The following is a 16653-nucleotide window of genomic DNA, read 5'->3' as shown; positions in this document are numbered from 1 at the left end:
GGTCAGGACCAGTCGCGCTTGCGCATCGGAACCAGGGGACCGAGGCTGTCGAGATAGGCCGAGCTTCCATTGTCGGCATAGGTCGACAGCACGACATTCTTGTCGCGGAAGGACTTCAGGACCTGCCCGAGACCATTGGCCCCCTCGGCCCGGACCTGCCTGACCAGGCCGAGATCGATATTGATCGGGAAGATCTCGGTGGCCTGGCCGCATTGATGCAGCACCACACCGGTCGGATCGACGACGAGCGAGCGGCCGACACCGCCGCCATCCAGGCCGTTCACGTCGAAGACGTAGCAGGAGAACATCACCGCGGTAGCCTGGACGATGGCAAGCTCGGCCTGGCGATCGGTGGTACCGGTCAGCACCGGGTGGATCAGCACCTCGACGCCCGCCGAGGTCAAGGTGCGCGTGGTCTCCGGGAACCAGATATCGTAGCAGATCGACAGGCCGAAACGACCGACCTCGGGCACGTCGAAGACCAGGAACTCGCTGCCCCCGGTGACACCGGCCTCGAACGGCATGAAGGGAAACATCTTGTCGTAGCGCCCGACGATCTCGCCGGCAGGATTGATCACCACGGCATGGTTGAAGGTCTTGCCGTCGCGCTCGACGAAGACGCTGCCCGGAATGATCCAGATGCGATGCTTGGCAGCCAGCGCCTGGAAGATGGCCTCGTCGGCCAGGGGATCGGCTGAAGCGCAGGCATGCAGCGGTCCATGCGCGGCAAGCTCGCTGAACACCACCATGTCGACGCCGGGATAGAGCGCGACCGCCTTTTCCAGCTGCGCGGCCATCGCCGCGATGTTCTGGCCGGTGACCGGCACAGGCATCTGGATGCCGGCGATCAGGAAACGGGAATTGTCCCGCCGCGGCAGCGGGGCCGATGCGTCGTTCACCTCGGGGTGAAGGCCTGACATGTTTTTCCGGTTCTCATAGGTTCACTCCACTTGCCGGGTAGCCGTTTTCGCGGCGGAATCCAAGCGGAGCATGGAACGCGGCTGTGGAGCGACGAGATCGTCGAGGGCCACGCCTTTGAAGGGTTTGGTCGATTTCAGCACGATATAGCTCGACAGATTGCCGATCTTGGGCCCGAGCTTCAGCAATTCATCGGACAGCATCTGGTAGGAGCCGATATCGGGGCAGACGAAGCGTACCAGATAGTCGATCGGGCCGCTCACCTTGGTGCATTCCACCACATAGCGCATGCCCATCACCATCTTTTCGAAGGTGAGAAAGTCATCGAGGCCATGACTGTTCAAGGTCACGGCGGCGATGACGTCGACATGCCGGCAGACTTTGGCGATGTCGATGCTGGCATGGTAGCTCGAGATCACACCGGCCTTTTCGAGGCGTTTGACACGCTGGAGGCACGGGCTGGGCGACAGGCCCACCGCATCGGCCAGTTCCTGGTTGGTGGCGCGGGCATCCGCCTGCAGACGCGCCAGGATGCGCAGGTCGACCTGGTCGAGCCGGATCGAGCCATCATCGTCTTTCATATGCTTCGCTCCCTGCCGCTCGACCTCCCGCCGCGATTCCGGCGGGCCCGCTTTCAAGGCGGCATGAGGATACCTTGCGGGTGATCTCGTCAAGACGGAGCGCGGGCCCCGAGCGGCACAAACTTGCGTGTCGCCATGCTCCGGCAGCAGCAAGTGTTGAAATGTGACGGAAATTTGGCAGCACTTTTGCTGGGCCGGGAGCTACACTGGCGCACAATAAGAAGGCACCGCAAGGGCAATCCAGGGGAAGTGAAAGCATGGCGTCATCCCTCATCGAGCGGCTCACCCGCAAGAAGCCAGTCAGTCGATTGGTCGCCGATACCGCCGACAGCGGCGATGGCCACGGTCATCTCGGCCGTTCCATTACTTTGTTCCAACTCACCATGTTCGGCGTGGGTGCCACGATCGGTACCGGCATTTTCTTCGTGCTGAGCGAGCAGGTGCCCGTGGCCGGCCCGGCGGTGGTGATCTCCTTCGTCATCGCAGCCGTCACGGCGGGGCTGTCGGCGCTGTGCTACGCCGAGATGAGCTCGATGATCCCGGTCTCCGGCTCCTCCTATTCCTACGCCTACGCCACGCTGGGCGAGGGCGTTGCCTTCTTCGTGGCGGCTTGCCTGGTGCTGGAGTATGGCATCTCCGCCGCAGCGGTGGCGGTCGGCTGGGCCGAATATGTCGAAAAGCTCCTGAGCAACCTGACCGGCATCGTGCTGCCGGGTTGGATGACCAAGGGACCGATCACCCTTCCCGATAGCGACAACCCGTTCGCCATGGCCTTCTTCGGTGATGGTTCAGGCCTGATCAACCTGCCGGCCGTGATCCTGGTGGCTCTGTGCTGCCTGCTGCTGCTGCGCGGTTCCAAGGAATCGGCGCGCACCAACGCCATCATGGTGCTGATCAAGCTGGCGGTGCTGACGCTGTTCATCGTGATTGCCGGCAGTGCCTTCAACGCCGCCAATTTCACGCCCTTCTTCGGGGAGAAGGGCTTCAACGGCGTGCAGGCGGCTGCGGCCTCGATCTTCTTCACCTTCGTGGGCCTCGACGCGGTGTCGACGGCGGGCGAGGAAGTGGTCAATCCCAAGCGCAACCTGCCGCTCGCCATCATTTCGGCCCTGGTGATCGTCACCAGCTTCTATGTGCTGGTGGCCGTTGCCGCCCTCGGCGTGCAGCCTGCCAGCCAGTTCGGCGGGCAGGAGGCGGGCCTTGCCACCATCCTCCAGAACATCACCGGTGCAGCCTGGCCCGCCAATCTCCTGGCGGCCGGCGCGGTGATCTCGATCTTCTCGGTCACGCTGATCGTGCTCTATGGCCAGTCGCGCATCCTGTTCGCGGTGTCTCGCGACGGCATGCTGCCGGCCATCTTTCATGACGTGAACCCGCGCACCATGACCCCGGTCGCCTGCACCATCATCGTCTCGGTCTTCGTTGCGCTGATCGCCGCCTTCGTCCCGGCCGGCCTGCTATGGGATCTCACCAGCATGGGCACGCTGGTCGCCTTCACCGTGGTCTCGGCGGGCGTGCTCATCCTGCGCTATACCCAGCCCGACATGCAGCGCGGCTACCGGGTTCCGTTCGGTCCGGTCCTGCCGATCCTCTCGATCATCGCCTGCATCTATCTCATCCTGAGGCTGAGCGGCATCGTCTTCGCCATTACCGGCGTCTGGATCGCCATCGCCGCGCTGCTATACTTCACCTATTCGGCCCGCCATTCGCGGCTGGAGGCTCCTGACAACGCAGTCGGCGAGGCAGCCCAATGAAATATCTGGTTGGCCTTTCCGCCGATCAGGGCGGGCGCGAGGCGCTCGCCCTCGGTGCGGTGCTGTCGCGTTCCTGCGGCGCCTCCCTGGTCGTATGTACCGTCACGCCCGACACCTGGGGTCCGCCGTCGCCGGCCCGCGTGGATGGCGAATACGGCAGTTTCCTGCACCAGCATGCTACCAAGGCGCAGGAGAAAGCCAGAGCGAGCCTGCCTCCCGACGTGCAGGCCGAATTCGTCATCGTCTCTGCCCCGTCGGCGCGTGAAGGCCTGTTGCAGGTCGCTTCCGACATCGATGCCGATTGCCTGGTGCTGGGGTCGACCCGTGCCGCCCCGTTGGGGCGTTTCGGGGAAGGACATGTGACCACCGATGTGCTGCGCTCGGCCCATCTGCCGGTCGCCGTGGCGCCGAGGGGCTATTCGGCCGATGCGAGAACACAGGTTCGGCGGCTGAGCTGCGCCTTTGCCGGCAGCACCACCTCGCCGGGGCTGGCGCGGCGCAGTGCCGACCTGGCCCAATTGCTCAGCGTTCCCCTGCGCCTGGTGACGTTGGTGGTGCGTGACAAGCAGATGTATCCGACCGGAGCGGGCTATGATGCCGAGAACATCGTCTCCAACACCCTGCGCGAACAGGCGAGCGCCGCACAGGCCGCCGTTCTCGATCATTGGGACGGTCCCGTCGCGATTTCGGGGGAGATCGGCGACGGCAAGAACTGGAAGGCCGCCTTCGATTCGCTGCTTTGGGCGAATGCCGAATTGCTGGTCGTGGGGTCGAGCAGCCTCGGGCCCGTGATGCGGGTGTTCCTCGGCTCAAATTCCAGCAAGATCGCGCATAATTCGCCGGTGCCCTGCCTCATCCTGCCGCGCGTGGACGAGTAGGGGATTACCGGCTACCAGAAACTGGGGCCGTCGCCCCAGTTACTCGAAGTTCAGGATGCAGGCGGTCGCGGGAGTGGCGAACGCCGGCTCCATCGGAGGAAGTCATGACAGCCAGATCCTTCAACCAGCCGCTCGGTGGAAACGAGATGCCGCGCTTCGGCGGCCCCGCCACCATGATGCGGCTGCCGACCCAGCCGACCACCGAGGGGCTCGATGCCTGTTTCGTCGGTATCCCCATGGATATCGGGACCTCGAACCGGCCGGGCACGCGCTTCGGGCCGCGGCAGATCCGTACCGAATCCTGCATGATCCGCCCCTACAACATGGCGACCCGGGCCGCCCCGTTCGACAGCCTGCAGGTGGCCGACATCGGCGACGTCGCCATCGACACCTTCAACCTGCCCAAATGCGTCGACATCATCACCGATGCCTATCGGGGGATCATCAAGAATGGCTGTCGGCCGCTCACCTTGGGCGGTGACCACACGCTGAGCTATCCGATCCTTAGGGCCATGGCCGAGAAATACGGCCCCGTCGGCCTGATCCATGTCGATGCCCATGCCGACATCAACGAACATATGTTCGGCGAGCCGATCGCCCATGGCACGCCCTTCCGGCGGGCGGTCGAGGCAGGCGTGCTCGATACCAAGCGTTGCGTGCAGATCGGCGTGCGCGGCACCGGTTATGCCGCCGACGATTTCGACTGGCCGCGCGAGCAGGGCTTCCGCGTGGTACAGGCCGAGGAGTGCTGGCACAAGTCGCTGACGCCGCTGATGGAGGAAGTCCGCGCCCAGGTCGGGAACGGCCCGGTCTACCTGACCTACGACATCGACAGCCTCGATCCCTCGATCGCTCCTGGCACGGGAACGCCGGAAATCGGCGGCCTCACCACCATCCAGGCGCTCGAGATCATCCGCGGCTGCTGGGGCCTCAACCTGGTCGGCTGCGACCTCGTCGAAGTGTCGCCACCCTATGATCCGGCTGGCAACACCGCGATCACCGCGGCCAATCTCCTGTTCGAAATGCTCTGCGTGCTTCCGGGCGTACAGAGGCGCAACGCCTAGGGGCGAATTGCGAGTTCGCAATTCTTCCTAGCTCCCTGTCTTGACGCATTTTCTCGATCGTAAAGTCTGCCGACTTTTCTGGAAAATGCTTTTGCAAACGGTACATCACATGTCAGGCCAGTCCCTCACCACGGGCGAATACCTTGTCAGGCTGCTGGAGTCCTATGGCGTCGATCTGATCTTCGGCATACCCGGCGTGCATACGGTGGAACTCTATCGCGGCCTGCCGGCCACGAAGATCCGCCACGTCACGCCGCGCCACGAGCAGGGCGCCGGCTTCATGGCTGACGGCTATGCCCGGGTGACGGGCAAACCTGGCGTGTGTTTCATCGTCACCGGTCCGGGCATGACCAATATCGCCACCGCCATGGGCCAGGCCTATGCCGATTCGGTGCCGATGCTGGTCATCTCGGCGGTTAATGCCCGCGACCAGCTCGCGATGGGGCAGGGGCGGTTGCATGAACTGCCTTCCCAGCGCAACCTGGTGGCCGGGGTCGCCGCCTTCAGCCATACGCTGCTCGATCCCGACCAACTTCCCGAGGTGATGGCACGCGCCTTTACCGTGTTCAATTCGCAGCGCCCGCGCCCCGTGCATATCGAGATCCCTCTCGACGTCATCGTCGCACCCGCCGATCATCTGTCGAGTGAGGCCTGGCCCCTGCCGGCCAAGGCTGCCGCCAGCGGCGCCGCCATCGAGAAGGCGGCCGGCATTCTCAAGGCCGCCAAGCGGCCGCTGATCGTGGCGGGCGGTGGGGCCGCCGATGCGGCAACTGAAATCGCGGCGATCGCCGGCAAGCTCGACGCGCCCGTCTTCACCACCATCAATGGTCGTGGCATCCTCGAGCCCGGCCACCCGCTAGCCCTCAACGGCAATCTCGGCATGGCTCCGCTCCTGGCCGAACTCGCAGCCAGCGATGCGATCCTGGCCATCGGCACCGAGTTCGGCGAGACGGAAATGTATCCCGAACCCCAGCCGCTCAAATTCGGCGGGCCGCTGATCCGCATCGACATCGATCCGCTGCAGCTCGCCGCCGGACTGCGTTGCGACCTGCCCATCGCCGCCGATGCCAAGCTGGCAGCTGCGGCCTTGCTCGCGGCGCTCGGCGAGGCACGGCCGGCCGGCGAGGGCAAGGCGCGTGCCAGCGCGGTGCGTGCCAAGGTCGAGGAGGGGCTGTGGCCGGCCTGCCGGACCCATGGCAGGCTGATGGACATCGTGACGCGCACCCTGCCGCAAGCCGTGGTCGCCGGCGACCAGACCGAGCCGGTCTATGCCGTCAACCAGTTCTACCAGGCACCGCAGCCGCGCTCCTATTTCAACTCCTCCACCGGCTATGGCACGCTCGGCTACGGCCTGCCTGCCGCGTTCGGTGCCAAGCTCGGTGTGCCCGACCGGCCCTCAGTCTGCCTGATCGGCGATGGCGGCCTGCAATTCTCGCTGCAGGAAATGGCGAGCGCCGTGGAGGCGAAGATCGCCACGGTGGTGATCATCTGGAACAATACCTCCTATGGCGAGATCAAGGCCTTCATGGCCGACAGGGACATCCCGCAGATCGGCGTCGACATCTTCACGCCCGATTTCGTCGGGCTGTCCCGCGCGCTCGGCTGCGCCGCGGCTTTGCCTGAAACCATCGAGGAACTGACGCGCGAACTGGCCGCCTCCTCGGGCCGCCAGGTGCCGACGGTGATCGAGATCCGGGCCGGCTCGCCGCTCGCCCTTGCCTTGGCCCAGTGAGGCCGGCCATGCAGCACCAGCTCTTCATCGACGGTCGCTGGCAGGATCCGGTCGAGCCCGGGCAGATCCCGGTCTTCGATCCCTATCGGGGGGCCGCTTATCACCAGGTCGCGGCTGCCGGCCCGGCCGATGTCGCCAAGGCGGTCGAAGCAGCGAAGGCAGCTTTCCCGGCCTGGCGTGCCGCTGGGGGGCGTGAACGGGGACGCTATCTCAAGGCCATTGCCGGCAGGCTGACCGAAAGGGCGGAAGAGCTTGCGCGCATCTCCTCGCTCAACAATGGCAAGCCGCTCGGCGAGGCGCGCATCGACATGGCGGATGCGGCCGCGTCCTTTGCCTATTATGCTGAGCTGGCTGCCGATCTCGAGGCCAGCCAGAACCGAACCGTACCGGTGCCGGATGCGGCCTTCGGCGCGCGCCTGCGCCGCGAGCCGGCCGGCATCGCCAGCCTGATCGTGCCTTGGAATTTCCCGCTGGTAACGACCTCCTGGAAGGTGGCGCCCGCGCTGGCAGCCGGTTGCACCGTGGTGCTGAAGCCGTCCGAGATCACGCCGGTGGTCGAGCTCGAGCTTGGCGTCATCGCCGCCGAGATCGGCCTGCCGCCCGGCGTGCTCAACATCATCACGGGCACCGGCGAGCGGGTAGGGGCACCGATGACGGTGCATCCCGACGTGGCGAAGATTTCCTTCACCGGTTCCAACGCTGTGGGGGCCCGGGTGATGGCGGCCGGGGCGCCCGGCACCAAATCGGTCAGCCTGGAACTTGGGGGCAAGTCGCCGATCGTGGTCTTCGACGATGCCGATTTCGACCAGGCGGTGGAGTGCGTGCTGGGCGGCATCTTCTTCAATGCCGGCCAGATGTGCTCGGCGACTTCGCGCCTGCTGGTCGAGCGCTCGATCGCGCCCAGGCTGATCGAGGCGGTGGTGGCGGCCGCGCGTGCCCTCAAGCCGGGCGATCCGCTTGACGAGGGGACGCAGATCGGCCCGATCACCATGAAGGCCCAGCATGACAAGGTGCTGTCCTATATCGAGCGTGGCAAGGCGGATGGATTGAAGCTGCTCACGGGTGGCGGCAAGCCGGCAGGATTGGATCAGGGCTGGTTCGTCGAGCCGACCATCTTCGGGGACGTTCCCGTCGACAGTCCGCTTTGGCGGGAGGAGATCTTCGGTCCCGTCTTGTGCATGCGCAGCTTCGACAGTGAAAGTGAAGCCATTGCACTCGCCAATGACAGCGATTTCGGCCTGGTCGCCACCGTGGTCAGCGAAGACCTCGACAAGGCCAACCGCGTCGCCGATGCGATCGAGTCCGGGCATGTCTGGATCAACAGTCCGCAGGCGATCTTCGTGCAGACCTCCTGGGGCGGCTTCAAGGCCAGCGGCATCGGGCGCGAGCTCGGGCCCTGGGGAATGTCGTCCTATCTGGAGGTGAAGCACGTCACGACGCGCTTGACACGATAGCGAGCAAGTTTGCTAGGTTCTGACTGTATGCCGAAGAAAAAGCATAAGAAGAAGCACAAGATAAGATCAGGAAAGCATAAGGGGTTCGCAATGAAGACCATTCGGAATGTCGCCGATCTGCGCGTTGTCATGCATCGCAACGAGCAGCCGATCTATTTCATATCGGCGACGAATTTCAACCTGATCGGCATTGATGAATGGGTCAGAAACTTCAAATTCATCAGCTATATCGACTGTTTCGACGGACGCCACCCCAATGTCTTCGTTCCCAGCGAGATCCCTCACGCTGAATTCGAAAGTATCGAGGACATCAACAACTATCTTCTTCAGCACAAGGAAGTGATCGACTACATCAAGCGCCGCGGCGGGCGCGCGGTTGCAACCTTCCTGATGTTCGACGAGACGACCGAGGAGATCTGCAACGACCTCGGCATCGAGGTTTGGTTCCCCAAGGCGTCGCTGCGCCAGCGCTGCGACAACAAGATGGAGACCGTGCGCATTGGCAACAAGGCCAAGGTGCCGTCCGTGCCCAATACGCTGGCCGGCGCCAAGAGCTATGAAGAACTGCTGGCTGCCGCCAAGAAAGCCGGTATTGGCACCGATCTCGTCGTGCAGACCGCTTTCGGCGATAGTGGCCACACCACCTTCTTCATCGCCAGCGAGGACGACTACAACAAGCATGCCAAGGAGATCTCGGCCGAGGACGAGGTCAAGATCATGAAGCGGATCAAGTGCCGCGGCGCCACCATGGAAGCCTGCGCCACCAAGTCCGGCACGCTGGTCGGCCCGCTGCTCACCGAAGTCGTCGGCCAACCCGAGCTGACGCCTTACAAGGGCGGCTGGTGCGGCAACGAGATCTTCCCCGGCGCCTTTTCCGAGACCATCCGCGCCAAGGCGCGCGACATGGCCTATCGCTTCGGCAACCAGCTGGTGAAGGAAGGCTATCGCGGCTATTTCGACCTCGATTTCCTGATCGACATCAAGGACAACGAGGTCTATCTGGGCGAGCTCAATCCGCGCATCTGCGGCGCCTCTTCGATGACCAATCACGCGGCCTTCGCCTATGCCGACGCGCCGCTGTTCATGTTCCACCTGATGGAATTCTCCGGCATCAAATACAAGATCGATGTCGAGGAACTGAACAATCGCTGGGCCCAGAAGGAGTTCATCGATAGTTGGTCGCAGGTGGTGATCAAGGCGACCGACAACATCGTCGATATCGTCACCCATGCGCCTTCGTCGGGCATCTATCGCATGGCGCCCGACGGCAGCGTCTCCTATGACCGCTTCGACTATCACCGCCAGGCGATCGAGAACGAGCAGGAGGCCTTCTTCCTGCGCATCACCGGACCCGGCGATTACCGCTATGAGGGCGCCGATCTCGGCATCCTCATCACGCGTGGTAGGGTGATGAACGACGAGTTCGACCTGAACGAGCGGGCACTGAACTGGATCAAGGGCATCAAGCGGCTTTATGCCACCAAGCCCCTGACGGAAGTCCAGCGCGACGACACCCCGTCGGCCGGCTCCTTCAAGATCCTGTAAGCGCGATCATGGATCTCCTGTTCGAAGCCGTGGACGAGGACCAGCCGGGTGCCAAATGGCGCCAGCTGTTCGATCGTCATTGGCACGCCTATAGCCGCTGGTTCATGCGGGACGGCATCAGGGCTCGCCCGACCTATCTGGCAAGCCTGAAGGCGATGCGTGCCCATATGCCTGAGCTTCTGCCGGCCTATGAGGCGATCGTGTCTGCGGCAGGCGACGGCGACCTGGAAGCCCGCTTCCTGTCGATGTGGTGCCCGCCTGTTTATGTCGGCGGTTGCTCCCAAGCGATCATCACCGATCCCGAACCGGCACTCATCCGCAATTACGACTACAGCCCGCGCCTGCTGGAGGGCTCGTGGCTCGCCACCCGCCTCAACGGCAAGCGGGTGGTGGCGGTGGTCGATTGCCTGTGGGGCGTGCTCGACGGCATCAACGAGGATGGTCTTGCCGTCTCGCTCTCCTTCGGTGGGCGGACCGCGGCAGGACCGGGCTTCGGTATTCCGATCGTGCTGCGCTATGTGCTGGAATTCGCCTCTGATACCGCAGAGGCGATCGAGATGCTGCGGCGCATCCCGGTGCACATGTCCTATTCGGTGGCGCTGATCGATCGCGAAGGTCATCACGCCACCGTCTATGTCAATCCCGACCGTCCGGCCGAGGTGGTGGCCAAGCGCGTCAGCACCAACCACCAGCATGGCGTGGAATGGGCGCGCCATGCCCAGACCACCAAATCGGTGGAACGGGAGGCGGCGCTGGAGAAGGCGCTGGCCATACACCAGAGCACCGAGAACGTCCTGGCCGGCTTCCTGCGCCCGCCCGTCTACCAGACCTCGTATGGCAGAGGCTACGGCACGCTCTATACGGCGCTCTATCGGCCGCAGGACGCCTCGGTCGAACTGGTCTGGCCCGGTGTGATCTGGCGGCAGTCCTGTGCCGAGTTCCAGGAGGAAGCGCGCGTCATTCGCTTCAACGACGGCGATTCCGGTGGTTTTGCGCCGACCTTCAAGCAGGGGACGGTGAGCTGACCGCCTCTCCTGCCAAGGATAAGGAAGAAGATCCACCTGGTGCGATAATAAGTTGATAATACGGAGGAAAACTCCGTAGGGGAGGCGTAATGAGGGTTGTCGTTCTGGGGGGTGGTGTCGTCGGTACGGCTGCGGCCTGGTATCTGGCAAAGGACGGCCACCAAGTCACGCTGATCGAGCGGCATGCCGATGTCGCCTGCGGGACCAGCCAGAGCAATGCCGGTCTTGTATCGCCGGGCGACTCGACCGCCTGGGCGTCGCCGGCCGCGCTCGTGACCTTCATCAAGTCGCTCTACAAGCCCGACATGGGCATCAAGGTCCGTTTCAACCTCGATCCGAATTTCCTGGCCTGGACCTGGCGCTTCCTGCTGCAATGCACGCAGGCTCGTGCCAATGCGAACACGGAAGTGAAGCTCAGGCTCGCTTTCTACGCCCGCGAATGCATCAACGCGCTGCAGGACGAAACGGGCCTTGCCTATGACGACAAGCGCAAGGGCATTCTCTACTTCTATCGCTCGCAGCAGAGCCTTGAGGCCGGCGCCAAGCATATGGGCTACATCGCCGAACGCGGTCTGAAGATCGAGATCGTCGATAGGGAGCGCCTGGTCGCGCTGGAGCCGGGCCTCGCCGCCGTCAAGCACCAGATCGCCGGCGGCGTCTATTCGCCGATGGACCAGACCGGCGATTCCTGCCTGTTCACCCGCGGCCTTGCCGAACTTGCGCGTGAGCGGCATGGCGTGCAATTCCGCTTCAACACCACGGTGACCGGCCTCGATGTCGAGGGCGACCGGGTGAAGGCCGTGCTGACCGACCAGGGGCCGGTGGCCTGCGATGCCGTGGTGGTGTCGCTCGGGCCCGAAAGCTCGCTGCTTGCCCGCAGGATCGGTATCGACGTGCCCGTCTATCCGGTGAAGGGCTATACCGCCACCATCCCGGTCGACGACGACAAGGGACCGACCATGGGCGGGGTCGACGAGGACCGGCTGATCGCCTATTCGCGCCTCGGCAACCGGCTGCGCATCGCCTCCACCGCCGAATTCGCCGGCTATGACCGAAGCCACAAGCCGGCTGACTTCACCACCATGTTCAAGACGGCGCACGATCTTTTTCCCGGCGCGATCGACGAGAGCAAGGCCGTGCTCTGGGCTGGCCTCAGGCCGATGATGCCGGGTTCGGTGCCGGTGCATGGCCGGGCGCGCTATGCCAATCTCTATCTCGATACCGGCCACGGCCATGTCGGCTGGACCATGGCCTGCGGGTCGGGAAAGCTCACCGCCGACCTTGTCGCCGGGCGCCGCCCGGAGATCGACACCACAGGCCTGCTCTACCGGAACTGAAGCGATGCCGGATCCCCAGATTGCCATCGATCTCGCCAGGATCGAACACAATGCCCGCACCATTGTCGAGAGCTGCGCCAAAGCGGGCATCACGCCGTTCGGCGTGACCAAGGGCACCTGCGGCATGCCGCAGGTGGCGCGTGCCATGCTGCGCGGCGGCGTGGCCGGCATTGCAGAGTCGCGCTTCGAGAATATTCGCCGCCTGCGCGATGCCGGCATCGATTGCCCGATCATGCTGCTGCGCAGTCCGCCATCCTCGCGGGTCGAGGAATTGGTGCGCACGGTCGACATCAGCCTGCAATCGGAACTCCAGCTGATGCGCGAGATTTCGCGCGTGGCCGAGCGGCTGGGGCGGGTGCACGACGTCATCCTGATGGTGGATCTCGGCGATCTCCGGGAAGGGATCTGGCCGAGCGACCTGATCCCGACGGTGGAAGCAGTGATGGAATTGCCGGGCATACGCATTGCCGGCGTCGGCACCAATCTCACCTGTTTCGGCGCCATCATTCCGACCAAAGAGAATCTCGACCAGCTGGTGGCCCATGCCTACAAGGTCGAAAGCGTAACCGGGCGGCATCTCGACTGGGTGTCGGGCGGCAACTCCTCCTCATTGCCTTTGCTGCTGGCGGGCGGCATGCCGGCGGGCGTCAACAATCTGAGGATCGGCGAGGCCATCCTGCAGGGCGGCCGCGACACTTTCCTGGAACGGCCCTGGGAGGCGCTCGATCGCGATGCCTTCGAACTCACCGGCGAATTGCTGGAAGTGAAAGTGAAGCCATCCATGCCGATCGGCAAATCCGGCATCGACGCCTTCGGCAACGTGCCCGTCTTCATCGACGAGGGCGACCGCCTGAGGGGCATCGCCAATATCGGGCGCGAGGATGTCATCGCCGAGGGCCTGATGCCGACTAGGGCCGGCGTGAGGGTGCTGGGGGCCTCCAGCGACCATCTGGTGCTCGACCTCACCGAGGCCGATCCGCCGCTCAAGGTGGGCGAGGATGTCAGCTTCCGGCTGAATTACGGGGCGCTGCTGACGGTGATGACGTCGGAATATGTGGAGAAGGTTCCGATGCGGGACGTGATGGAGCAGGGGCAGAGCCGGAGTTATGCGGTCGAAACGGATGAGGTCGGCGGCGCGGTGCTTTCTGCCCATAATGTCGCCGCACGCATCGAGCGGCTCGGTTTCGAGGCAGGTGGAGCGCAGGCATCTATCGTGCTGTCCACCGGCGCAAGGCGAGCCGACATCATGCCCTTCGTCGAGACGGCCGGACGCCGCTACGATGCGCTGGGGCTGATCTGGATCGATTCCGACGCGGCGATGATGCCGGACGTGGGGGAGGCAAAGCCTGCGGAGAACGCGGTGCTGCGGCATCTGCTCGCCCGTCTGCCGCCTCATATCACGGCGGAAAACGTGGTTCTTCTCGGCCTGCGCGAAGCCGATCCGCTGGAGGTTGAGGCGCTGAAGGCCTCGCGTATGCGCATCTTCACGATGGCAGAGATAGACGCGGTTGGTCTGCGCCATGCCATGCGCGAGGCGATCGCCATCGCCTGTGCCGGCACGCGAGGCTTTCACCTGTGCTACTCGCCGACCGCCACCGACATGTCGGATTGGAGTGGCGGCATCGGCGGCATCACTGTACGCGAGACCCATTCGGCCATGGAGATGGCGGCGCTCAGCGCTCGGCTGCGCTCGCTCAGCGTCTCGGGCATCGATAGCGATCTGCCCCCCACCATCGGTGCCGAATGCGCCAATTTCATCCTCTCGGCTTTCGGCAAGACCATTCTCTGAACGCTCATCCCAACAGGAGACTTCCATGATCAGGCGTCTGCACCCCGGCAAGCGGTTCTGCGAGGCCGTCATCGTCAACGGCATCATCACCACCGCCGGCATCACCGGCCGCGATGAGACCGCCGATACGGTCGGCCAGACCAGCGACATTCTTGCCCAGATCGACGCGCTGCTGGCCGAGGCCGGCACCTCCAAGTCCAAATTGATCAGCGCCAGCATCTGGCTGCGGGACATTGCCCATTTCGACCAGATGAACGAAGTCTGGGACCAATGGGTCGACAAGGACAATTTGCCGGTGCGCGCCACGGTGGAAGCGCGCCTGGCCGCGCCCGAACTGCTCGTCGAGATTCAGGTCAGTGCAGTCGTCTAAAGCAGCTCCTCCCGCCCTTGCCCGGCATCGGCGGGAGGCTTGCAAACCGGATGAGACAAGCAGGCTTCAAGGTGCCGCCAGCCCGACCGGCAGGGAACGGAGCGGCTTGATTTCCTTGAGCACGAAGGTCGTCTGCATTTCCTTGATGCGGGGCAGGCGGCGTACGGTGGCCATGGCGAATTGCGCATAGGCGTCGAGATCCGTCGCTACGACCTGCAGCAGGAAGTCTGCGTCGCCGGCGATCGAATAGCAGGCTATGACCTCCTCAAGCCGCAGGACCTCGTTGGAGAAGGCCTCGGCTTCCGCCTCGCTGTGGCTGTCGATCTTGACGCGAATAAAGGCGAGCACGCCGAGCCCAAGCCTGCGGCGGTCCAGCACGGCCTTGTAGCCCTGGATGACGCCGTCCTCTTCCAATTTTCGTACGCGTCGCCAGCAGGGCGAGGTCGAGAGTCCGACCTTGTCGGCCAGGTCCTGATTGGTGAGACGCCCGTCCTCCTGCAAGGCTATCAGGATTCGGGTATCGGCGGGTTCAAGGTCAGGATGAGGCATGATCTACCTGGTGATATAGAAAATGGGGTACGAGCTACCAAAATTATCAAAAATATAGAACAGAAAGGTGAAATTGGTCGGCGGAATTGCGCTATCCCTGCCTCTTCGAGATCAGCGAGGAGACTTCCGTGAGCGACGACATTCGCCTGGCCATCATCGTCAACCCCGCTCTGCCGATTGGCCTGGTTGCCAATACTGTCGGCGCTGTCTGTGTTGGTCTCGGAGCCCGGATGCCGGTGCTGGGGGCGACCCAGCTCGCCGACCGTCAGGCGCGGCGCATCGACGTCAGCGCCAATCGGCCCGTGCCCGTGCTGCAGGCGGATGGTGAAACCATCCGCGCGATCATGCTCAAGGCATTGCCCGCCGCCGATGAACGGGCAGTGGTGCCCTTTCCCGCCTTTGCCCGCAGTCTGCATGTCTTCGCCGACTATGGCATCTCCATGCCCGCGCGAGATCTCGCCGAGGAGGAGGTCGATGGCCTCGGCCTTGCGGGTCCCACGAAATGGATCCGCTCACTGACCGGATCGCTGAAGCTCCTGCGCTGAGCCGGGCGGCGGCAGTCTCGACAGGGAACTGCAGATGACTCCGCGAGTTTTCCAATAATCGGCCGGGCTGCGACATTGGATCGGCAGGGCGAGCATTCGAATCCTTGACTCTCCGCGGCATATTTTGAAAAGAAAGGGGCGTAAACAGACTAGGTGCCATGCCGTCGTGCAGGAGGCGCCATTCGGATGCCTCGGAAATCGGCATTCGGCTCGGGAGGCGGGCGCCGGACGGAACCGGTCATCACCCGCGAAAGCGTCTTGCGATTTGGCTTAATCGGTGAGACGTCGAAACAAGGGGGCGGCAAGGCGTCGTTTTCAACGAAGCACGTTTTGCGCCAAAGATCATGAACACCTTTCGGCTGGGCCGGGTGGTGCCGTGGTCGGCAAGGTGAAAGGGCTTTTCCCGATGGAATGGGCTGGGAGAGACAGCAATACGGCTGCGGAGCCGTCCTACGCACGCACCTATTATCGTTGGGCTCGTTTCTACGACCTCTTCTTCGATTGGCCGTTCCATCCCGGGCGCCTGGCGGCGGCGCGGGCCGTCGCCCAGGCCGCCGGCAACAATGGCGAGGTGCTGGTCACGGGTGTCGGCACGGGCCTCGAGCTTGCGCTGATGCCGGATAATCTGCGCATCCTCGGCATCGATCTCGCCCGCCCCATGCTCGACATCGCCCGCGAACGGGTCAAGCGCAAGGGGCTCGACCAGGTCAAGGCCCTCAGGGTGATGGACGCGCAGGCCCTGGAATTCCAGGAAGGCCGCTTCGACGTGGTGCTGGCGCCCTATCTTCTCAGCGTGGCGCCTTCGCCCCAGCAAGTGCTCGAGGAAATGTGGCGGGTAACCCGGCCGGGCGGCGAGATGATCATTCTCAACCATTTCTCGGCCGAGGACGGCTGGCGCGTACGGGCGGAGAAGGCGCTGATCGGCGCGGGCGGCTGGCTCGGCTGGCGGCCTTATTTCCCCTATGCGGTGATGACCGACTGGCTGGCCAGCCGCCCCGAGGCGCAGCTGCTCGAGCGCCGTGAAGTGGCGCCCGCGCGCCTGTTCACCGTTCTGCGTATCCGCAAGCCGGCCTGAGAAAACCAGTCTGACATTGCGGGCGTGGCGGCCGAGC

General features: G+C 64.0%; 15 protein-coding genes. 12 read left to right on the top strand and 3 right to left on the bottom strand.

The features are described from left to right. Positions 1 to 2 precede the first annotated feature (2 nt). Both ACIGJE_RS19730 and ACIGJE_RS19725 read right to left on the bottom strand, forming a co-directional pair. Positions 3 to 920 carry a carbon-nitrogen hydrolase family protein gene (locus ACIGJE_RS19730; protein WP_311935136.1) on the bottom strand — a complete coding sequence of 306 codons (918 nt, stop codon included), beginning with the start codon at positions 918 to 920 and terminating at the stop codon, positions 3 to 5. A gap of 21 nt (positions 921 to 941) precedes the next feature. Further along, complete coding sequence (locus ACIGJE_RS19725; protein ID WP_311935134.1) at positions 942 to 1499, bottom strand: Lrp/AsnC family transcriptional regulator; 558 nt, start codon at positions 1497 to 1499, stop codon at positions 942 to 944. A gap of 257 nt (positions 1500 to 1756) precedes the next feature. Here ACIGJE_RS19725 and ACIGJE_RS19720 point away from each other — a divergent pair, with 257 nt between their 5' ends. The 10 genes from ACIGJE_RS19720 (at position 1757) to ACIGJE_RS19675 (ending at position 14447) form a co-directional block, all read left to right on the top strand. Then, positions 1757 to 3253, top strand: a complete 1497-nt coding sequence (locus ACIGJE_RS19720; RefSeq protein WP_311935132.1) for an APC family permease — start codon at positions 1757 to 1759, stop codon at positions 3251 to 3253. Further along, a complete protein-coding gene (locus ACIGJE_RS19715; RefSeq protein ID WP_483678531.1) occupies positions 3250 to 4131 on the top strand; it encodes a universal stress protein in 882 nt (293 codons plus the stop codon). Before ACIGJE_RS19720 ends, ACIGJE_RS19715 begins: the two co-directional genes overlap by 4 nt. Before the next feature lie 104 nt (positions 4132 to 4235). Continuing rightward, positions 4236 to 5195 (top strand): agmatinase, encoded by a 960-nt coding sequence (speB, locus tag ACIGJE_RS19710; RefSeq protein WP_367623077.1) that lies wholly within the window; start codon positions 4236 to 4238, stop codon positions 5193 to 5195. A gap of 109 nt (positions 5196 to 5304) precedes the next feature. After that, a complete protein-coding gene (locus tag ACIGJE_RS19705; RefSeq protein ID WP_483678528.1) occupies positions 5305 to 6927 on the top strand; it encodes a 5-guanidino-2-oxopentanoate decarboxylase in 1623 nt (540 codons plus the stop codon). Between the two features lie 8 nt (positions 6928 to 6935). Continuing rightward, positions 6936 to 8381, top strand: coding sequence for an aldehyde dehydrogenase family protein (locus ACIGJE_RS19700; protein WP_483678526.1), 1446 nt, complete (start codon positions 6936 to 6938; stop codon positions 8379 to 8381). A gap of 90 nt (positions 8382 to 8471) precedes the next feature. After that, entirely contained in the window at positions 8472 to 9926 is a 1455-nt protein-coding gene (locus ACIGJE_RS19695) for a biotin carboxylase (protein ID WP_415082298.1), read from the top strand. Positions 9927 to 9934: 8 nt separating this feature from the next. Further along, the gene (locus ACIGJE_RS19690; RefSeq protein ID WP_311935120.1) at positions 9935 to 10951 is read left to right on the top strand and encodes a C45 family autoproteolytic acyltransferase/hydrolase; all 1017 of its coding nucleotides are present in this window, start codon (positions 9935 to 9937) and stop codon (positions 10949 to 10951) included. 89 nt (positions 10952 to 11040) lie between these two features. Then, on the top strand, positions 11041 to 12288 hold the full coding sequence (locus tag ACIGJE_RS19685; protein ID WP_483678524.1) for a D-amino acid dehydrogenase: 1248 nt from the start codon (positions 11041 to 11043) through the stop codon (positions 12286 to 12288). A 4-nt stretch (positions 12289 to 12292) separates the two neighbouring features. Further along, the gene (locus ACIGJE_RS19680) at positions 12293 to 14077 is read left to right on the top strand and encodes an alanine racemase (protein WP_483678522.1); all 1785 of its coding nucleotides are present in this window, start codon (positions 12293 to 12295) and stop codon (positions 14075 to 14077) included. Positions 14078 to 14102: 25 nt separating this feature from the next. Next, positions 14103 to 14447, top strand: coding sequence for a RidA family protein (locus tag ACIGJE_RS19675; RefSeq protein ID WP_311935112.1), 345 nt, complete (start codon positions 14103 to 14105; stop codon positions 14445 to 14447). Between the two features lie 66 nt (positions 14448 to 14513). On the opposite strand, the gene ACIGJE_RS19670 is transcribed toward ACIGJE_RS19675, so the two are convergent. After that, entirely contained in the window at positions 14514 to 14996 is a 483-nt protein-coding gene (locus ACIGJE_RS19670; protein WP_311935111.1) for an Lrp/AsnC family transcriptional regulator, read from the bottom strand. Positions 14997 to 15124: 128 nt separating this feature from the next. Between ACIGJE_RS19670 and ACIGJE_RS19665 the strand changes: the two genes are divergently transcribed. Together ACIGJE_RS19665 and ACIGJE_RS19660 are read left to right on the top strand one after the other, a co-directional pair. Beyond that, on the top strand, positions 15125 to 15541 hold the full coding sequence (locus tag ACIGJE_RS19665; protein ID WP_311935109.1) for a DUF2000 domain-containing protein: 417 nt from the start codon (positions 15125 to 15127) through the stop codon (positions 15539 to 15541). Positions 15542 to 15929: 388 nt separating this feature from the next. Next, positions 15930 to 16616, top strand: a complete 687-nt coding sequence (locus ACIGJE_RS19660; RefSeq protein WP_415082291.1) for a class I SAM-dependent methyltransferase — start codon at positions 15930 to 15932, stop codon at positions 16614 to 16616. Positions 16617 to 16653: the final 37 nt, after the last annotated feature.

Source organism: Labrys sp. E2SS-1L (assembly GCF_057073705.1).
This window is presented reverse-complemented; position numbering and strand designations above follow the sequence as displayed.